At 36.7% G+C, this 17,781-nt stretch carries 17 protein-coding genes; 9 read left to right on the forward strand and 8 right to left on the reverse strand.

Annotated elements, in window-relative coordinates:
* The first annotated feature begins 267 nt into the window (after positions 1-267).
* From ACN6MX_RS05015 to hprK, 4 genes are all read left to right on the forward strand, one after another.
* Positions 268-1,455: an MFS transporter gene (locus tag ACN6MX_RS05015; RefSeq protein ID WP_419961569.1), complete on the forward strand. Its 1,188-nt coding sequence runs from the start codon at positions 268-270 to the stop codon at positions 1,453-1,455.
* A 15-nt stretch (positions 1,456-1,470) separates the two neighbouring features.
* The gene (locus tag ACN6MX_RS05020) at positions 1,471-2,205 is read left to right on the forward strand and encodes an SDR family NAD(P)-dependent oxidoreductase (RefSeq protein WP_419961570.1); all 735 of its coding nucleotides are present in this window, start codon (positions 1,471-1,473) and stop codon (positions 2,203-2,205) included.
* Between the two features lie 11 nt (positions 2,206-2,216).
* Positions 2,217-3,053 carry an SDR family NAD(P)-dependent oxidoreductase gene (locus ACN6MX_RS05025; RefSeq protein WP_419961571.1) on the forward strand — a complete coding sequence of 279 codons (837 nt, stop codon included), beginning with the start codon at positions 2,217-2,219 and terminating at the stop codon, positions 3,051-3,053.
* Positions 3,054-3,336: 283 nt separating this feature from the next.
* Positions 3,337-4,260 carry an HPr(Ser) kinase/phosphatase gene (gene hprK, locus ACN6MX_RS05030; protein ID WP_419961572.1) on the forward strand — a complete coding sequence of 308 codons (924 nt, stop codon included), beginning with the start codon at positions 3,337-3,339 and terminating at the stop codon, positions 4,258-4,260.
* 74 nt (positions 4,261-4,334) lie between these two features.
* Here hprK and ACN6MX_RS05035 read toward each other — a convergent pair whose 3' ends face one another.
* The 5 genes from ACN6MX_RS05035 to ACN6MX_RS05055 all read right to left on the reverse strand — a co-directional run bounded on the left by ACN6MX_RS05035 (position 4,335) and on the right by ACN6MX_RS05055 (position 7,708).
* Positions 4,335-4,712: an SET domain-containing protein gene (locus ACN6MX_RS05035; RefSeq protein ID WP_419961573.1), complete on the reverse strand. Its 378-nt coding sequence runs from the start codon at positions 4,710-4,712 to the stop codon at positions 4,335-4,337.
* 17 nt (positions 4,713-4,729) lie between these two features.
* On the reverse strand, positions 4,730-5,791 hold the full coding sequence (locus ACN6MX_RS05040; protein WP_419962556.1) for a CotH kinase family protein: 1,062 nt from the start codon (positions 5,789-5,791) through the stop codon (positions 4,730-4,732).
* Positions 5,792-6,060: 269 nt separating this feature from the next.
* Complete coding sequence (locus ACN6MX_RS05045) at positions 6,061-6,261, reverse strand: hypothetical protein (protein WP_419961574.1); 201 nt, start codon at positions 6,259-6,261, stop codon at positions 6,061-6,063.
* Between the two features lie 180 nt (positions 6,262-6,441).
* A complete protein-coding gene (locus ACN6MX_RS05050; protein ID WP_419961575.1) occupies positions 6,442-7,305 on the reverse strand; it encodes a hypothetical protein in 864 nt (287 codons plus the stop codon).
* Between the two features lie 127 nt (positions 7,306-7,432).
* A complete protein-coding gene (locus ACN6MX_RS05055; protein ID WP_419961576.1) occupies positions 7,433-7,708 on the reverse strand; it encodes a small, acid-soluble spore protein, alpha/beta type in 276 nt (91 codons plus the stop codon).
* A gap of 149 nt (positions 7,709-7,857) precedes the next feature.
* On the opposite strand from ACN6MX_RS05055, the gene ACN6MX_RS05060 reads away from it, so the two are divergent.
* Positions 7,858-8,796: a Gfo/Idh/MocA family protein gene (locus tag ACN6MX_RS05060; RefSeq protein ID WP_419961577.1), complete on the forward strand. Its 939-nt coding sequence runs from the start codon at positions 7,858-7,860 to the stop codon at positions 8,794-8,796.
* A 121-nt stretch (positions 8,797-8,917) separates the two neighbouring features.
* Here the strand turns inward: ACN6MX_RS05060 and ACN6MX_RS05065 are convergent, their stop codons facing one another.
* Positions 8,918-9,580 (reverse strand): VTT domain-containing protein, encoded by a 663-nt coding sequence (locus ACN6MX_RS05065; RefSeq protein WP_419961578.1) that lies wholly within the window; start codon positions 9,578-9,580, stop codon positions 8,918-8,920.
* A 154-nt stretch (positions 9,581-9,734) separates the two neighbouring features.
* On the opposite strand from ACN6MX_RS05065, the gene ACN6MX_RS05070 reads away from it, so the two are divergent.
* The 3 genes from ACN6MX_RS05070 (at position 9,735) to ACN6MX_RS05080 (ending at position 12,447) form a co-directional block, all read left to right on the forward strand.
* Complete coding sequence (locus ACN6MX_RS05070; RefSeq protein WP_419961579.1) at positions 9,735-10,166, forward strand: nucleoside 2-deoxyribosyltransferase; 432 nt, start codon at positions 9,735-9,737, stop codon at positions 10,164-10,166.
* Between the two features lie 461 nt (positions 10,167-10,627).
* Positions 10,628-11,530: a LysR family transcriptional regulator gene (locus ACN6MX_RS05075; protein WP_419961580.1), complete on the forward strand. Its 903-nt coding sequence runs from the start codon at positions 10,628-10,630 to the stop codon at positions 11,528-11,530.
* An 80-nt stretch (positions 11,531-11,610) separates the two neighbouring features.
* Positions 11,611-12,447 carry a YitT family protein gene (locus tag ACN6MX_RS05080; protein ID WP_419961581.1) on the forward strand — a complete coding sequence of 279 codons (837 nt, stop codon included), beginning with the start codon at positions 11,611-11,613 and terminating at the stop codon, positions 12,445-12,447.
* Positions 12,448-13,034: 587 nt separating this feature from the next.
* On the opposite strand, the gene ACN6MX_RS05085 is transcribed toward ACN6MX_RS05080, so the two are convergent.
* A complete protein-coding gene (locus ACN6MX_RS05085) occupies positions 13,035-14,393 on the reverse strand; it encodes an IS110 family transposase (RefSeq protein WP_419959370.1) in 1,359 nt (452 codons plus the stop codon).
* A 1,069-nt stretch (positions 14,394-15,462) separates the two neighbouring features.
* Between ACN6MX_RS05085 and ACN6MX_RS05090 the strand changes: the two genes are divergently transcribed.
* On the forward strand, positions 15,463-15,792 hold the full coding sequence (locus ACN6MX_RS05090) for a hypothetical protein (RefSeq protein WP_419961582.1): 330 nt from the start codon (positions 15,463-15,465) through the stop codon (positions 15,790-15,792).
* Between the two features lie 66 nt (positions 15,793-15,858).
* Here ACN6MX_RS05090 and ACN6MX_RS05095 read toward each other — a convergent pair whose 3' ends face one another.
* The gene (locus tag ACN6MX_RS05095; RefSeq protein WP_419961583.1) at positions 15,859-17,544 is read right to left on the reverse strand and encodes an Rqc2 family fibronectin-binding protein; all 1,686 of its coding nucleotides are present in this window, start codon (positions 17,542-17,544) and stop codon (positions 15,859-15,861) included.
* Positions 17,545-17,781: the final 237 nt, after the last annotated feature.

The raw sequence follows: 17,781 nt of genomic DNA on the forward strand, positions 1-17,781 counted from the left end.
AAAATAGAAGGAACTTAATATTATGGTAGAAAAGGAAGTGTGATAAAATTTATTAGTTTCTAATTTATAAACCACCAAAAAATAACTGAAAATTAAGAAAACATTGCAAAAGAAAATACAGCATTATATCATTTAATCAGGCAATGTAAGCGCTTTAGATTTACTGTGAAGCTTCTTATATTTCCGAATGATTTATGTAAGTAATAACATCTCTTTTTTAAAAGTGGTGGTTTTAAAAGTCTTGACAAAATAAAGGGGGCGTACTAGATGAGAAAAGGTATTAGTAAAAATTTCTTGAAATTCTTAATTGTAATTATTGCATTTCAAGATGTGGCTGCGGGGGTAGCTGGATCCATTATGGCGGATATTATTGCAGCATTTCCAAATTATAATCCGACAATTGTCATGCTTGTAGCGACATTTCCAGGATTGATCCAAATTGTTCCAGCACTCTTTTATGGAAAATTATCTCAGAGATTTAAGAAAAGAACATTGTTATTTACCGGATTGACTTTATTTATCATTGGTGGTGTAATGCCTTTCTTTTTAGATAGTCTGCCTTTAATCATTGCATTCCGAGGACTTTTGGGGTTAGGCGTTGGAATAACAATGCCGCTATCAATTGATATAATTTCGGATTTCTTTGAAAACAAGGAAAGAGACTTCTTAATTGGATTTGGGACATCAACTATTGCATGTATAGGAGCTATTTTCTTCCAATTGGGAGGAGGTATTTTAGCTGATGCATATGGCTGGCAATATGGATTCTTAACATATTTATTCCCTATATGGATTTTAGCAATCACTTTCTTATTCCTACCGGAACCGGAAAAGAAAGTCAAAGAGGAGAAACATTTACTACAAAAGATAAAGATTCCAAAGGTCGTATACGGTGTGTCATTAGGTCAAATATTTTATTCGGCTCTTATTTTCGGATATGTCACTAATATTTCTGTCGTAATACAAAATGAAAATTTAGGTAATGCAACCGAAGCGGGACTTGCGATTTCTGTTTTTACATTTGGAACACTACTAGCTGGAACCTGTTTTGGATATATCAAGAATAAACTCCAAGTAACTTATCTACCAGTAGCGGTATTTCTGACTGGTGTAGGAATGGCAATTTGTTATTTCTCCCACAGCTTAGCTATGATTTTTGTGGGAAGTATTATTGGTGGTATAGGAATGGGGATTGGGATTCCGGGTGTGTTTGCGCGTATTTCGGATGCGACTCCTAAGGAAGCGGGTACTTCTTTTGTAGGATTAGCTGTTGCAGCACAAGGTATAGGAGGTATTATTGGACCGTTTATTTTTGCAGCTATTTTAAATATGCTAAACCAAGATATTGGAAGGTTTCCTTTATTAATTAGTACGGTTGGGTTATTTTGTTTAGGATTAGTTTGGCTAATAGCGGTAAAATTACCGGCACAAAACCCACAAATATCACTTGAGTAAAGGGAGAGTACTAACATGCGACTGAAGGATAAAGTAGCAATTATTACAGGGAGTACTTCTGGTATTGGGAAAGCTTGCGCAATATTATTTGCGCAAGAAGGAGCTAATGTAATTGTTACCGGTAGAAGAAAGGAAAATGGGGAAGCTGTTGTTGAAGCTATTAGTAATAGTGGAGGAAACGCTCATTTTATACAAGCAGACATGTTGGAAGAAGAAAGCTACCAAAAAATAATAAGCGAGTCACTAGAGAAATTCGGAAAGATTAATATTTTAGTAAATAACGCAGGGAATATTATCGAAAAGCCATTTGTTGCATTCACGAAAGAGGATTGGGATGCTTTTGTAAAGCTTGATGCATACGCCTATTTTAGAATGATGCAAGAGGTATTACCGCATATGGAGGCGGCCCAAGAAGGAAATATTATCAATGTCACATCATTAGCAGCAACAAATGTTTTACCTACGCATGCATTATATAGTTTTGTCAAAGCGGGAATTACGCATATGTCTAAAGTGGTTGCTTCTGAATATGCAAATAAGAATATTCGAGTGAATAATTTACTTCCAGGGGTTGTATATACAGAAATGATTGAAGACAACCCTAACACATCCCATATGGAAAAAATGATTCCAATCGGACGTATGTCTACTGCAGAGGAACAAGCAAAAATACTACTTTTTTTAGCATCAGATGAATCATCTTATATGACAGGAACATCTGTTGTAGCAGATGGAGGCATCAGGGGTTAAGTGGGAAAGGAATGGTTACCTTGCTCTTAAAGGATAAAATTGCAATTGTAACAGGCGGTTCGAACGGGATGGGAGAAGCAATTGCCAAGAAGTTTGCACAAGTTGGGGCAAGTGTTGTAATTGCCGATATGAATTTGGAGGGAGCGAAACATGTAGCACATCAAATTCAACAAGATGGAGGTATATGTGAAGTATATCATGCTGTAGATATAACAGATGTAGATCAGGTTCAGAGCCTCGTTCAAGAAACAATAAACCAATTTGGAAGAGTAGATATTTTAGCAAATTGCGCTGGTGGTGTCCTTAGTGATAATGGAAACTCTGATAATATCACGATGTCAGATTGGAATACGGTTGTTGAGTTGAATTTAAATGGAACGATGAATGTTATTTTAGAAGTGCTTCCCCATATGAAGAAACAAAAGTACGGGAAAATTGTTAACTTTTCCTCGATGGGTGCATTCCATCCATATTCGGTTGTGTTACATTATCATGCAGCAAAAGGGGCAATTGAAAGCGTGACTAAAAATTTAGCGTTCGAGCTAGCCCCAAAAGGAATATATGTGAATGTTATTGCTCCTGGTCCAATTATGACGCCATTTTGGGATAAAGTAATGCCACCAGGACCTGAAAGAGATGAATTACTGAAAGGTGTAGCAAATAAAGAGGTTCCAATTGGTCGATTAGGGACAGCGGAAGATATTGCAGGTGTAGCATTATTCTTAAGCAGCGAACTTTCTGATTTTGTGACGGGTCAAAAAATCAATGTCGGTGGTGGTATGGGGAATATTGTTTCGTACGATTCTACGTTTTTATCTTCAACAGATAACGCAGTTATAAATAAATAGTTGATAGCACGCTGCTAACGATTTTTTGGTATAGCTAAAATTTTGGTTTAATATAAAACGTCCACAGATAAAGGGATCATTTATCTGTGGACGTTTTTCAATTGATTACTTTAGTTGGTATATCAATTTTAATAACAACTATTGTACATGATATGAGTAAAATCTGTGAAATGTTTTTAAAATTAAACTTATATTTGATAAAATATGGTACTATATTAAAAATAATTACCTGTTTAAAAACAGTCGGAATAATGCTTTACTTTAGAAGGCGAGAGAAAAATAGATGGAAAAAATAACAGTTAAAGATATAGTAAGACGGTTTTCATTTGAGTTGTTGGCAGGTGAGGATCAGTTGCATAGAGAAGTAAAGCATAGCAAAGTGCGTAGACCTGGATTGGAATTCATGGGGATGTTTAATTTTATTACTCCTGAATATATACACATTTTAGGGAAAAACGAGATAAATTATTTATATACTTTGGATGAGGAAGAGTGTAAATTACGTATTGGCCATATTATTTCATATAATCCACCATGCATTATTATTACCTCCCATCAAAAAGAGCCAAACGGTCTAGTTCAATATTGCGTAGAAAACGGAATTCCTGTTCTGCGTACAAATGATTCGACAAGCGAAGTAAGTGCTAAACTGGATGCATTCGTCATAAAAGCTATGGCTCCTGAGATTTCAATACATGGTGTATGTGTAAATGTATCGGGTATGGGGATCTTGTTGCGTGGTAAATCTGGTGTTGGTAAAAGTGAAACAGCTCATACATTAATAGGACGCGGTCATAGGCTAATAGCAGATGATATCGTTGTATTAAAAAAACTAAGTCCACAAACACTTCTAGGATCTCATAATGAGAAAAACAAGGAGTTTTTGGCTTTGCGAAGTATTGGGTTGTTGAACGTAGTTCGCTTGTATGGTCGTAGTGCATTTCAAGAAGAGACTCGTATAGCATTGGATATAGAGTTAACTAAATGGGAAAGTAATACTTTAAATAATGAACTAGAATTAGAAACGAAATTTAAGGATTATATGGGGGTGCAAATTCCCCATATTCAAATCCAATTACAGCCTGGTCGTGACGTGGCTGGTCTCATAGAAGCAGCTGCAAATAATTGGTATTTAAAACAACAGGGATATAGTGCAGCTGAAGAATTTGTAAAACGGTTAGAGGAAGAAATGAAAGAAGAACAATAGATGACACATCATAAATGCCCTCCAAGATTACTTATACGGAGGGCATTTTTTATATTTACAGTAATATCTTTTGTTTACTCAATTACAGGAAACCAAAGTTCCGATTTATCTTCGACTTCCCCATTGTAATTTATCGTTAGTTCTTCCCCTTGTTTAATATCATCAATGGCGTAAAACTCGATTGTTAAATTCTTGTCATTATTATCATACGTTACATTAGGAGTGTAGGAATGATTAAAAAGTGCTCCATATCCTAGTGCAATGGCCGAATCCTTCTTTTCGCCCCAATAGAAACAGTAATTAAATAGTATCGTCTTCTTCAAATATTTCCATTCATTTTTGGGTGATATTAAAACAGGAGACACCTCAATGAGCTCATCTTTGTTAATGTCCCGTGTAGCAAATAACCCTTTACCATACTTCCCGGTTTCCTTGATACAAAAGGGTTCCACCCGCAAAACTCCTTTCCTTAACTTTGTTCTAAAATTTTTAATTGCTCTTTCAAATAACTACTGCGATCACGAATAAATTGAAAAATAACTTCTGGCTCATCATCAAAAATATCAATCTTCCTTTTTTTATAAGGGTCTAGCAGGATATTAGGACGCACTAACTGATGAAGGTCTAATATTTTATTTTCCAAATAGTCAACTGTAAACTTAGTTTCTAGGATTTCTTCTAATTTTATTTTGTAAAGTGTACGGAATTCCTGTATTTGGAAAAGAAGATGTAAAAGATGATTCCCTTTTTTTCCTTCAATAGGAACGTAAGTATGGTCCATTATTCCACCGTTTACCTTTCGACCCCAGGTTGCATCATAGTCCCAAGGTAGTACTTCGAACATGCAAGTGTCGCTATTGCGGTAAAGAGCATAGTTATGGGTAAAGCCGTCATTATTCATTGTACAAATTGCTCCGACTAGCCAGAGCAGAAGTTTATCCATATTAAGATGTTGGGATACAGTACTCAAGAATTCACTTTGTGGAGTGGAATTTATAGTGGTTATTAAATGGTGAAGAAAGTCATCGTCGGATGGTTTTCCTGATGCTTGCAAATAACCAGACATTAGAGATTCTTTTTGCTTGTCATCTCTCGTAAATGAAAAATTTGCATCATTATTGATTGCATAATAAATAGGACCAGCTGGAAGTCCTCTTTTTTTCAAAAACAAATCATCCACTGACTCCAGTTGTAAATATACACCTTTAATATCTCCGTTTCGGTAAAGATTTATATGCTGACTATCTGGTGATAAAACCCCAAGATCTTGAAAGAAATCAAGAGAGAGTTTATTGCGTATAAGTGAGGGGTCCCTATATTCCGCATTTAGGTGGATTTTACGGGCCCCAAGGAACTTTTCTGGATCATCGAAATCAATCATAAAGGATCGTTTCCTGAACTTCCGTGTATAAGAGCCACGATAGGCAATTTGGATATTATATGTGATGTCCCCAACCTTCAATTTGCTAGGAACGGATTCATCGCTGTTGAGGTTTTTCCTTAAGCGATTAAGATTTTCATCCCCAATCATTAAGAAATAAGCCGGAATTTGATATGAAATTATAAACACCTCCTGCTATTAATAGGATTATAAATTTGAAGACACTACTAAACCTGACAACTAACATAGCCTTAGTACTTTGTTTAGGAACAAGGGCTATGTTAGTTGCCGGTTACATGGAAAAGAATGGATAGCGTTTCAAACTAAAATGAAAGTTTAAAAGCTTCCCTTAACCAAAAGGATAATGATTAAAGGAGAGCTTCATCTTTTTCGTAAACAATATTTATTGTTGATGTATTTTAGTTAGTAGAGCTACTAGATGATGAGCTACCAGTTGACGTGCTTCCAGTTGATCTTGTTCCAGATCCAGTTCCGGTAGAAGTGCTACCAGTTGACGTGCTTCCAGATGATCTTGTTCCAGATCCAGTTCCAGTAGAAGTGTTTCCAGTAGACGTACTTCCAGATGATGAACTACCTCTTTTTCCTTTTTTTCCTTTCATTACATGCACCTCCTTAATAACAGATTTAACTGTATAATACGCAACATATTTATGAGTAAATAGACGATTGTCTTAGTAGACAGTAGCAAAGCTTATATAAAAAACGTGCTGCCCACTAATCGATTAATTTATCGACTAGTTCACAGCACGTTTTATATTTTTTGCATAGGCATACTAATGTTATTGGAGGATATTTGATGTAGAAGTGTTTTTATGATCTGATTTCGAAATCGCGTCTATTATGGATGAATCTATGTTTGAAGCAGTAGCTGCACCGTCTAACTGCGATTTTGTATCTCTTTTTGCCGTATTGCTACCTTTCATAGAAGCAGTTTGCTTGTTCTTACTATTAGTATCAGAAGCAGACTTCGTATTTTCACTATTTGCAGAAGCATTTTTCTTGGTAGCATTTGCATTTGCATCTGCATCTGCATCTGTATTCTTGTTGGTTGTTCCGCTTGAAGCAGAGGCTTGTTTTCCTCCACTATTCGTTCCAGAGGCCATTTGGGAACCGGTCATACCCGCTACATTTTTGACCATTTGGCTAACTTGAGGTACGACAGTTTGAGCGATGTTGCCGATTGTTTGAGCATTGGTACCCATAGCATTTTGTCCAGTGCCGTTGCTATTTTGGTTACCTCCCATACTACCAGAAGCATTTTGTGCAGAACTCCCGCCAGTTAATGTTTGTGCAATATTTCCAACCATTTGCATGATGTTTCCGTTCATTTGACCCGCACTACTACCTGAAGTATTTTGTTTGGATTGTGTTCCGCTATTCATCGTAGTACCAGCATTAGTCTGTGCACTTTGAGTAGCATTTTCACTCATCATTTTTTCCATTATAGTACTCATCGCTTTCCTTGGGCAAAACTTTGTTGCGCCTTCCGCTACTTTCATGGAACCAAATAAGACAAGCATCCTCCCACTTCTACTTTTTGGTTCACGCAAAAGTCGTACAGTACCGTAAGCGGTCATTACGGAGCCTAGCATGAACCGGGCATATGCAGTGCCGGGGCTTAAATTTTGTTGGTTATGTGCCATCTGTGAGGACCTCCTAACTTTAAATTTCTAATTAATTTTGTTATGGTTGCGGCAAATTCTTCAAAGAGAGAATGGACGGTGGATCCATTTCAGCTTTATAATCCCCTACCATGCGTTTTTTATGCGTCTATTTATTTTTTATCATTTGTTCTTGAGCCATTCTAATCATTTCTTTCACCATACTACCACCAATCGGTCCACCAATTTTACCGGCCTGCTCTGATGTAAGTTTGCCGTTATATTCCTTGTTCAAGGGAATACTTAATTCATCTGCAATTTCGTATTTTACATCATCTGGACTATTACTTTTCACTTGATAACCTTGTTCTTTCATTACTCGAACCTTTAATTTATCTAATTCCTCACGTGCAGAAGGTACTAAAATTTTATTTCTATTGGCCATTTTTTCTTCACTCCTTCAGCATATAGTCTTTCCGTAAAATGAAACATTACTCTTTAAGCAAAATCATTTTTTACCTTTCATTTCTTCTTTGGTTGTGATTAACTATTGACTAGCAAAGAAAATTGTTAAGCGACAAGGAGTGTACATAAGTGTCAAAAACTACCTTTGGATTAATAGGTACAGGAGCTGTAGGAGAACGAATCATTAACCAAATTTTAGCGCATCCTAATTGCGAAATTGTCTCTATATTCGATGAGAATAAAACAAGGCTGATGGAAGTTTCAGAAAAGTATCAACTTCCTATTTCAGAAACGCTGAACGATCTTTTTTTTACACAACCAAACTGGGTCTATATTGGAACGCCTCCGGTAAGCCATGCTCCTTTGGCAGAACAAATAGCGAAACAGGGTTTGAATATTCTATCTGAAAAGCCTCTCGCACATAATTATGATGATGGAGTGAAAATGGTAAAAGCTGCGGTTAAAGCAAATGTTCATACAGCAATGCATTTTCCATTAATGTATAGTCCTGCTATACAGGCGCTAAAAAAAGAGCTATCTAACACGTCACTTGGAAAGATTGTTCGCTTAGAATTACATACATACTTTCCAAATTGGCCAAGAAAATGGCAACAAAATCCGTGGATTGCCTCTAGAGAACAAGGAGGTTTCATAAGAGAAATCTTTCCCCATTATTTGCAGGTCATGTACCATTTATTTGGTGATTTGACGATTAGTTCTCATGAAACGACTTATCCAGAAAACACAAAACTTTGTGAAACAGGAGTAACCGCATTAGGGAAAACAAAAACTGGAATTCCCATGATATTGAATGGTTTGACAGGAATCGGCCAGGAAGAACGCCTCGAATTTAAGGTTTTTGGAACTAAAAAAGTGATGACGATTAAAAATTGGTCAGAGCTTTGGGTAAGCGAAACGGAACAGAAAGCTATTCAACTCTTTCCAACTAGTCAGCCCGAAAGTCTTCTGGACGTATGTCATGGCTTGATAAATGGTCAACAGTCTCTTATTGTGCCGTTTGAAGAGGGGCTGAAGGTACAAGGGTGGATTGATCAGTTGCTGAAGTGATGAAATGCACGATCTTTTGATCTCGCATACCAAAGCAAATCAACTGAAAGTGGGAGCGCGAACAAGAACAGTCTTGGATGATAAAAAGAAAGCAAAAAAATAGAGTGTCTTTAAATTAACGTCAAAAAACTTCCGAGATTGCAGCTTTCCTTTTCGAATATTCAATACCGAACATAATTATTGGTGGAATAAAGCTAAAGATTGTAATAATTAGCAGTGATATAAATAAATGAGCTTCTACCCAGGTAAGATTGCCGAGTATATAGCCTGCACCTACCCAAATGAGCGTCCAAAAAATGGCACCAACTATATTAAGTGTAATAAAACGTTTGAAGGAATAGGCTGTAAAACCAATAATGAATGGCAATGTCGCATTAAGTAATGGCACGAAACGAGAAAACATAATTGCAAATTTACCGTAGTTCATCAAAAACTTGTTTGTTTTTTCAATTGAGTTTTTGGAGATATAATTAAGTAGTGAAAATTTATTTGTTTTGTTGGTAGAACTACCAAGCATCTTACCAATGAAATAGTTTTGGGCATCACCAGCAACAGTCGCAATAAAGAATAGTATTATTAAAAACGAGAAATTCAAATGTCCTGTAGCGGCAAGTGTACCACTCGTAAACAATATTGCATCACCTGGTAAAAAAGTTAGGACTACAAAGGCGGTTTTTGCAAAAACTATAATAAATAAAATAACATATATCTGTTTTCCAAAAAGCGCAATATAATGATTCAACTCGATATCGATTGACTGCATCAAGTGAAATAAATTATGCAAGCGAATGCAACCTCCTTTGTGAAACTAGTGGTCCTATTATATGTTTGAAAGTTTATCAAAATTAAAGTAAAAAAAGGACAATTAATTCGTTTTTTTCACTGAGCTTGTTTTGTATGTGTTCAAGAACTTACTTTAGAAATTGTCGAGGAGGAAAATGAGATTGAAAAGAGTTTATTTAGCAAGCCCCTTTTTTAATGATAAAGAGGTTGAATATTTGGAACGAGTTGAGAAGATTTTAGAAGAAAAGAGCTTGAAGGTATTTTCACCTATGAGAAATCCAGTGGACGAGCAAGTTCAAGTTGGTTCACGTCAGTGGTCAATCGAGACATTTATGAACGATATTAAATACATTAAATGGTCAGAAATTGTTGTAGGTATCTATCATGGCAATTATTCAGATAGTGGAACTGCTTGGGAACTTGGTTATGCTTACGCAACTGACAAGCCTGTTATTTTAGTACATATTGGTGAAAACAGTAATCTAATGGTACATGAAGGTGCACACGCAAATATCACTTTGGAAGAACTTAAAGACTATGATTTTGACCAACTAGCTAGTTCTTTCTATACAGGTGAAATGCTTTAATGGTCAAATTAGAGTAAAAGAATTTGCTTAAAGGGTGTAACCCCCAAAAAAAATTGTGTCAATCTAATCCCAGCTGAATTATAAGCATGTAATACAGAAAAGGAATAGAACACTTTGGATGCACTTTTGCATCCGAAGTGTTCTGTTTTTTGTTAAAAAGACTATTATCTTCAAAAATCATTTTTCGGTACTTTCGCTACGTTCCTGTAGGTTCTTGACTGACTCATTTTTTGTAGGATCCCAGCTGGCGCTTCTCACTCTTCTTATTGTGCTTTTTACCATTTTGAAAATTATTCATCCAAAAATGTAATGACCCTAATATTTCAAATGATTTTGATTAAAATAATTCATTTTATTAATGTTGAAATAGATACTATAATATCACTTGGCGGTAAAAAGTATAGTCTTTCAGATATGATTCCTATACAATATGAGGAATATTATTGGTAGGGGGAATAACTATGGAACTTCGCAATTTAAAAACCTTTTTGGTTGTGGCTGATTGTGGTGGATTTACGAGAGCTGGTGAACAGTTGGGCTATACACAATCAACAGTGACTAATCATGTTAGAACGTTGGAGGAGGCAATTGGGAATCGACTTTTTGACCGATTAGGAAAAACAGTCGTTTTGACGGATGCCGGAATACATTTAGCTTCGTATGCAAAGGAAATCTTACAACTTTATCAGGAAGCGGTCGACTCCTCGCGGTTAAGTAATGAGCCTTCGGGTACAGTATTAATCGGAGCAAATGAATCTTTAATGGTATATAGGTTACCAACTATTTTGTTTGAATTTAAAAGGATGTATCCAAATGTTCAACTTATTTTGCAACCGTCCGAAAGCCAAGAATTAAATAATGAATTGAAATCAGGAAAATTTGACTTGGCTTTATTTACAAATCCTGAGAAACTAGGATCCGATGTTGTCACGAGTGATTTAGTTAAAGAGACGCTAGTAATGATTGCGCCGGCAGGTCACCGTTTATGCGATAAAACCGTTATATCTCCAAAAGATTTGGAAGGTGAAGTATTACTTCTTACTGAAACGGGGAGCTATCGCGATTTGTTAGAAAGATGGATTAAAGAAGAAGGTATTGGATGTTCACGCATTGCTTTTTGGAACATCGAAGCTATTAAACAATCCGTGAAATGTGGCTTAGGTCTTTCTTATTTACCATTGATGACGGTGAAAGAAGAACTGGAGCGAGGCAGTTTAGTCGCTTTACCCTGGGAGCATAGCGAAGAATTTGTGACTACTCAACTTGCGTATCACAAAGATAAGTGGCTAACGCCAGCTATGAATAAATTAATTGAAATAATCGAGAAACATGCTCAAAAATGGGAGTCGGAAGACCTACAGTAAATTACATAAAGTGGCGTTTAGCTCTATTTTAACTAAATGTCTATTTTGGCTGATTCAATCAGCAGGAGGAACTACATAATATGGCAAAGCAACGTATCAAAGAAATATTATTAATCATTATTGGATCGCTATTATTTGCGGTGGGTATTAACTATTTTGCAATACCATACCGTTTATCCGAAGGAGGCGTAATCGGGGTCACCGTTATTACCTATTATTTGTTTGAATGGTCACCGGGTGTTGTGAACTTAATTATTAACGCTATTCTTTTGGTAATAGGCTATAAGTTTTTTGATAGAAAGACAATGATTTATACAGTAATCGGAATTATTTTCTCCTCCTTTTTTCTGTTCATAACCGAAGACGTAGGACATCAATTGAATGGTGACACCTTGCTAGCTGCACTTTTCTCAGGGGTATTTGTAGGCCTCGGACTTGGCATGATGTTTAGAGCGGGTGGAACTTCTGGAGGGTCCGCTATTATAGCACGTTTGGCCAATCAATACTTAGGCTGGAGTCTGGGGAAAGGTGTTCTCATCATTGATATTGTCGTTATTGCCGGTTCCGTATTCATTATTGGACAAGAAAAAGCAATGTACACGCTTGTTGCGGTGTTTTTAGGTTCCAAAGTAATTGATTATGTAATTGAGGGACTGAATAATCGGACTGCAGTGACAATTATTTCCGATCATTCTGAGGCAATCCGCCAATTTATCGTAGCGAATATGTCGCGTGGGGTAACAATTCTAGAAGGTCGCGGAGGCTATAGCCAGAACCAAAAAGAAGTTCTATATATTGTCATCAACCAACAGGAACTAGTTCAATTAAAACAAACAGTTAGCAGCGTAGATGAGCAGGCATTTGTTGTCGTCCATGAAGTTCGCGATGTATTGGGTAGTAGTTTTAGTGTCAGCTAGAATGAAATTTTAGAATCTATTATGTCGGATGAAATAATTCTCTATTTTAGAATGACAAAATCTGTATTGCCAATGACATTACTGAACAGATTAATAAATTACCAAGAAGAAAGGGTGGTTGTGACGGCGTCAGTCAGTCACGACCACCCTTTCATAAAACTAGAAATAATAGTTAGTTTGTCCAAATTTCTTCACAAACGCTCGAAACAGTTTCTGACCTTAAAGGACTGGGCATCTTTTTTTTGCCTGGTTTTTCTTAAAAGATAAGCGTACAATGTCAAATACTTTTTTCCAGTTTTAGAGTAACTCAAACACGCCTACCGCAAAAAATCCTTTTTTTTACAAGTAGTAATTAACCAAGTTGTTTATATAACAGGTACCCTTTTTTTGATTCAGAAATGGGCATTCACTCGTTTTTCTTGTACTGCATGGATGCATTCTGGCATTGCGTTCAAATTTAGAATTTAACGTACTGATTCGCATTTACAGAACGAGTGGGATAAGGCTTATCTGCGAGGTCTCGGCCTCATGAAAGTTTGATTCGATCTCCACTCGAACCAAAAGAAGGGTACCTGTTTATGTTTGCTTTAAGCAGCTAAAGGTAGTGTTAATTTTTTAGAGATTTCCTGTTCATATTTGAATTCTGGGTCATCCCATTCAAACGGTTTCTGATTTTTTAACATGGCAAAGGCAATTTTAATAAACTTGTTCCCCATCGCGATATTAATTTTTCCAGCCTTTTTGCCTTTTTCCTTTAAACGGATACAAAAAGGCTTCAGGGCCTCATTGTGTCTGGCAAGGCATCGTCCGGCGGTATAGATAGCCCTACGCAGGTTGGCATTTCCTTGTTTGGATATACGTCCAAAATACCCGCCTCCCGGTCCCGATTGTTTTATGACAGGGTTAGTACCAGCTTTTTTAATCAGCTGACCGGCATTCGTGTAATGAGAAAGGTCTCCCATTTCACAGTAGATTTCGGCAGCTGTTACAAGTCCTATGCCCGGCACGGTCAGGAGAAAGATTCCATCGGTTTGAACGAATATACGTTCAATTTCCTCCTCGTACTCTTTAATTGTTTGGGTAGCCCATTCATACGCTTTCAGCTTTTTTTTCAAGAGAAATAACTCGCTTGAAAGCTGGTCTAATGGCTTGGAGACACTTTCATTGGCTGCGAAGAGAAGCTTGTCCATCGTTGTTTTGCGGATTTTTAGGTTATGTTTTTTGGACAATTCCTGTAATCCATCCTCTCCCAGTTCAAGAATTTGAGAAGCGTGTGGATAATGGGTTAACAGATGAAGACTGGCTTTTCCCCAAAAATCACTAAAGATTGTTTTCGTTTTGACTTTCTTATCAACGAGCACGCTGATTCCTTGGTATTCACGCCAGATATGATCATGGACGACCCGAATTTCCATTTTGATACGAGAGCGCTTATTAATTTCACTTCTTCTTGCGCGTGTAAGATTTTGAAGTTCTTTGTACATGCCTGAAGGCAGTTTGGAGTTGGTCGCTTTATTGCCCACCAATGCCTCGGCAATCAGATACAAATCGATGTCATCCGTTTTTGTGTACGTAAGATGTTGTTTCCGTTCTTCATGTGTAGAAGATGGGTTAATGATATGAACAGAATAACCCGCATCTGTTAAAATACGTACGATGTCTTCGTAGTAATGGCCAGTCGCTTCGATGCCCACAAATACCTGTTCAGCTTGACAAGTCTGTTTGGCCTCCTCGATCTCTTTAATAAGGAGTTGCATGCCAGTCTGGCTGACCATGAATGAAAATGGGATGTGAATCACATCGCCAAAATAATTCAGTATCATCGCTTTCTGCAAAACCTTTGAAACATCAATCGGAACAAGCAATACTTTTTCTAAATCGGTACCTCTAAGTTCTTTTGCGAATTGACTTCTTCTTAAACCTTGTTTACCATTAAGTAGTCTCATTGATTATGTCCTCCTTCTAGGGTGGGTGATTGAATTACTTGGTTAAGTATCAATCCTAACATAGTCACTGGGGCTTTTTTGTTTCGAAACTCATTATTTCACACACCAGAAAGTATAAAAAATGTACCATGAACAATGAGTTCCAGATACTTTTAAGAGAGAATAATGCTACTGATTTCCGTTTCAGGTGGACGCTTTTCACGGGGTGAGCGATGAGCCATCACCACAGCTCGCGCGTCGATGTGACTTCTCATCTGTCTACTAGTGGAAGTTTAGAGAAATGGTAAGTGTTTACTGAATAAAGAAGTGAAATAGCACCAGAAATTGCATCTTCTGGCGCTTAGTCTATGAATAGAAAGTAGCTTTTCTCTAGCTATCCCAAAATGCACTGAACTGTTTCTATGAGTTGTAGAAGGGCGACGGACAGAAAAAGTGAAACTCAATCAATGGGTTTTTTTTTTCCACTGATTTAAAAACTGAACTCAGGCAAATAATGCCGCGTCGTGCGGCAATGCCTGAGTGACCAACATCCTGTTGGACTGAACCATTCGGGCTTTTATGGGCAGTTATCTACTGCCCGTTAATGCGGGACAAACGCCATAAAGTTAACGAAGAAAAAAGAAGCTGGTCGTGACTTCAGTCACGACCAGCTTCTTTAAAGAATCAACCGGTAATAATATAGCGAAACGTCTGTCCAAAGCACTTCAGAAACACTAAAAACAGGTTTTAACCTTAAAAGACCGGGCATTTTTTTGCCTGGGTTTCTTATGGTTTAATGACATAATTACTATGGAAATTGTTGTAAAAGCTACTTTAACCTCACCAATAATAGAATACGTTTAAGCATGTAAATTCAGCATAAACCTTTCTGGTATTGGGTAAACTTTATTGGCTTGAAGTATGGGGCTTAAAATTTTATCAGATTAAGCATTCTGAATCGAGGCTTGAGCATGTTTAGTTTCTTTATGACTAAGTGTTATCTTTAAAATTTTACGAATAGAGTAGGATAATGCTTTTGTAACTCTAACAAATTAAAAAGATTTTACCTTACTATGAAAGAGGTGCTCAAATGAGTTTTAAGATGGCCATACTAGTTTGTTTAACTTTAATGTGTCTAGCTGCTTGTATTACCTATTTTTTAGGGAAAAAGGTATCCAAAGGCTTCATGAAATATATACCGGTGTTTTCTTTTTGCATAGGTATGCTCTTTTTTTATATCAAACTCAACTTTATCACTCATAATCCAAATTCTTTCGAAAAAGCTTCCGATATAATTACAATTATTATACTTTTTATTGTATTCATTGTTTCTTTATTAGAAGCGGTTATCATTGATATTGTAGAAAATACAAAATTATTTAGGAAAGGTTTTATGGTTTTAAGAAAAGCTATGAAATAAGTAGATGTAAATAATGAACAGGTCTGATGGAAAATTACTTCCATCAGACCTGTTGTTCTCATATTTCTATTTCTTCATATGTCTAATTTTCTCTTCATCCGGAGTTACGAACAATGTAGTCTGCTCAAAATAAATAACAAAACCAGGCTTTGCCCCACTTGGCTTCTTTACCTGTTTAATCACTGTATAATCTACTGGTACCGAAGCTGATTCACGAGCCTTACTAAAATACGCTGCCAGATTCGCTGCTTCTAATAGTGCAGTTTCCGAAGGATTATCAGAATGTATTACTACATGTGATCCAGGGATATCCTTCGTATGAAGCCATGTATCGGTTTTACGAGCTAACTTAAATGTAACAAAATCATTCTGTTTATTGTTTTTACCTACTGCAATTTCGGTGCCGTCCGAAGCAATGTACTTTTCAGGTGTCGGTTTCGTTGGCTTTTTCTTCTTTTTCGAGGCCCTTGCTTTTAATAAGCCCTGCTCCATAAGTTCTTCTCTAATTTCCTCTATGTCAGTTGGAGATGCTTGCATTACTTGTTGAAGTAACAATTCGAAATAAGCTATATCTTCTTTGGTTATTTCAAATTGCTGTTCAATTTTTAGTAATGCAGTTTTTGCTTTTGTATAGCGGCTATAATACCTTTGTGCATTTTGTGTAGCTGTTTTTCTTGTATCTAACGGAATAACGACTTTTTTTTCATTTTCGTCATAATAATTAACAAGCTCTATTTCCTTCAATCCTTTATCAATTGCGTAGGCATTTGCCATTAATAGTTCACCGAAGAGCTGATACGTATCCAAGTTCTCTGCTTGTTCAAAGTCTTTTTGGAGTTTTTTCATTTTTAACTTCAATTTGTTTAATTCGTTTTGAAGCCATTTTTCTAAATCGCCAGCCTGCTGTTTTACACGGTCGCGTTCTGCTTTGGCGAAATAAACGCGATCGAGTAGATTACCTAAGCTTTCTTCATTAAATTTGTCGCCATCTAAATGTGTCAAAGCATTAGGTGAATAGAAGGTTTTCCCTTTTACCTCTACAATTTGCTTTGTAGAGCCACCTTGCTTAATCTCCTGAACAAATTCCTTATAAATTTTAACTCTATCCGCGGAATTTTGGAATCTATACATTAATTCCTTGGCATGCAGTGGAGAAAAACCAGAAATTTGGTCCATAATCTCTTTAGGGTCACTGGCTGATCGAAGTACTCCTTCAAGTGTTTCCGAAATTTCCTGTGGATTCAGCTTATTTTGAGAAGGCGGTGCGATATATGGTTGACCAGGTAAAATAGTACGATAACTATTCATGGAAGGAGATAGATGCTTAATACTCTCCAAGATTAGATTACGAGAAGGATCGATTAATAGTAAATTGCTATGACGTCCCATAATTTCCATATGAATTTCACGTGAGATATCATCACCAATTTCATTTTTGCTCTGTATTTGGAAAATAATAATTCGATCGCTTTCGTGTTGATGAATGCCAGTAATTATTCCGCCTTCTAAATGTTTTCGTAGCACCATACAAAAAAGTGGCGGTTGGGCTGGGTTATCGATTGTTTCATTGGTAATTTGTACACGGGAATAGGATGAATGTACAGAGAACAATAGTTTATAATTTTTACCTTGAGCTCTTATATGCATTAATATTTCCTGTGCATTTGGTTGGTGAATTTTAGAAATACGACCTGTCACGAGTTGCTGTAATTCGGTTGTCATTGATATTGTAAATAAACCATCAAAAGCCATAAGTAATCCTCTTTCAAAACATTATTTTGTATTTAGCGACTGGCGCCTACCGTCAAAGTAAAGTGGCGTCTTGTGCTTTTCTTATTTGTCTAGTTCCAGCGCCTAGCCCCTCGGGGTCAAATGTGAAAAAGCTGTGGTGGCTGAGGAGAGCTGCCTCCTTGCTTTTGCAAATTTACCTGTCGGGGCTTACATAGGCGCTTGCACTTTTCTTATATATCTTATCATTTTCCACCGTAC

This window comes from Psychrobacillus sp. BM2 (assembly GCF_048572895.1).
Lineage (GTDB): Bacteria > Bacillota > Bacilli > Bacillales_A > Planococcaceae > Psychrobacillus.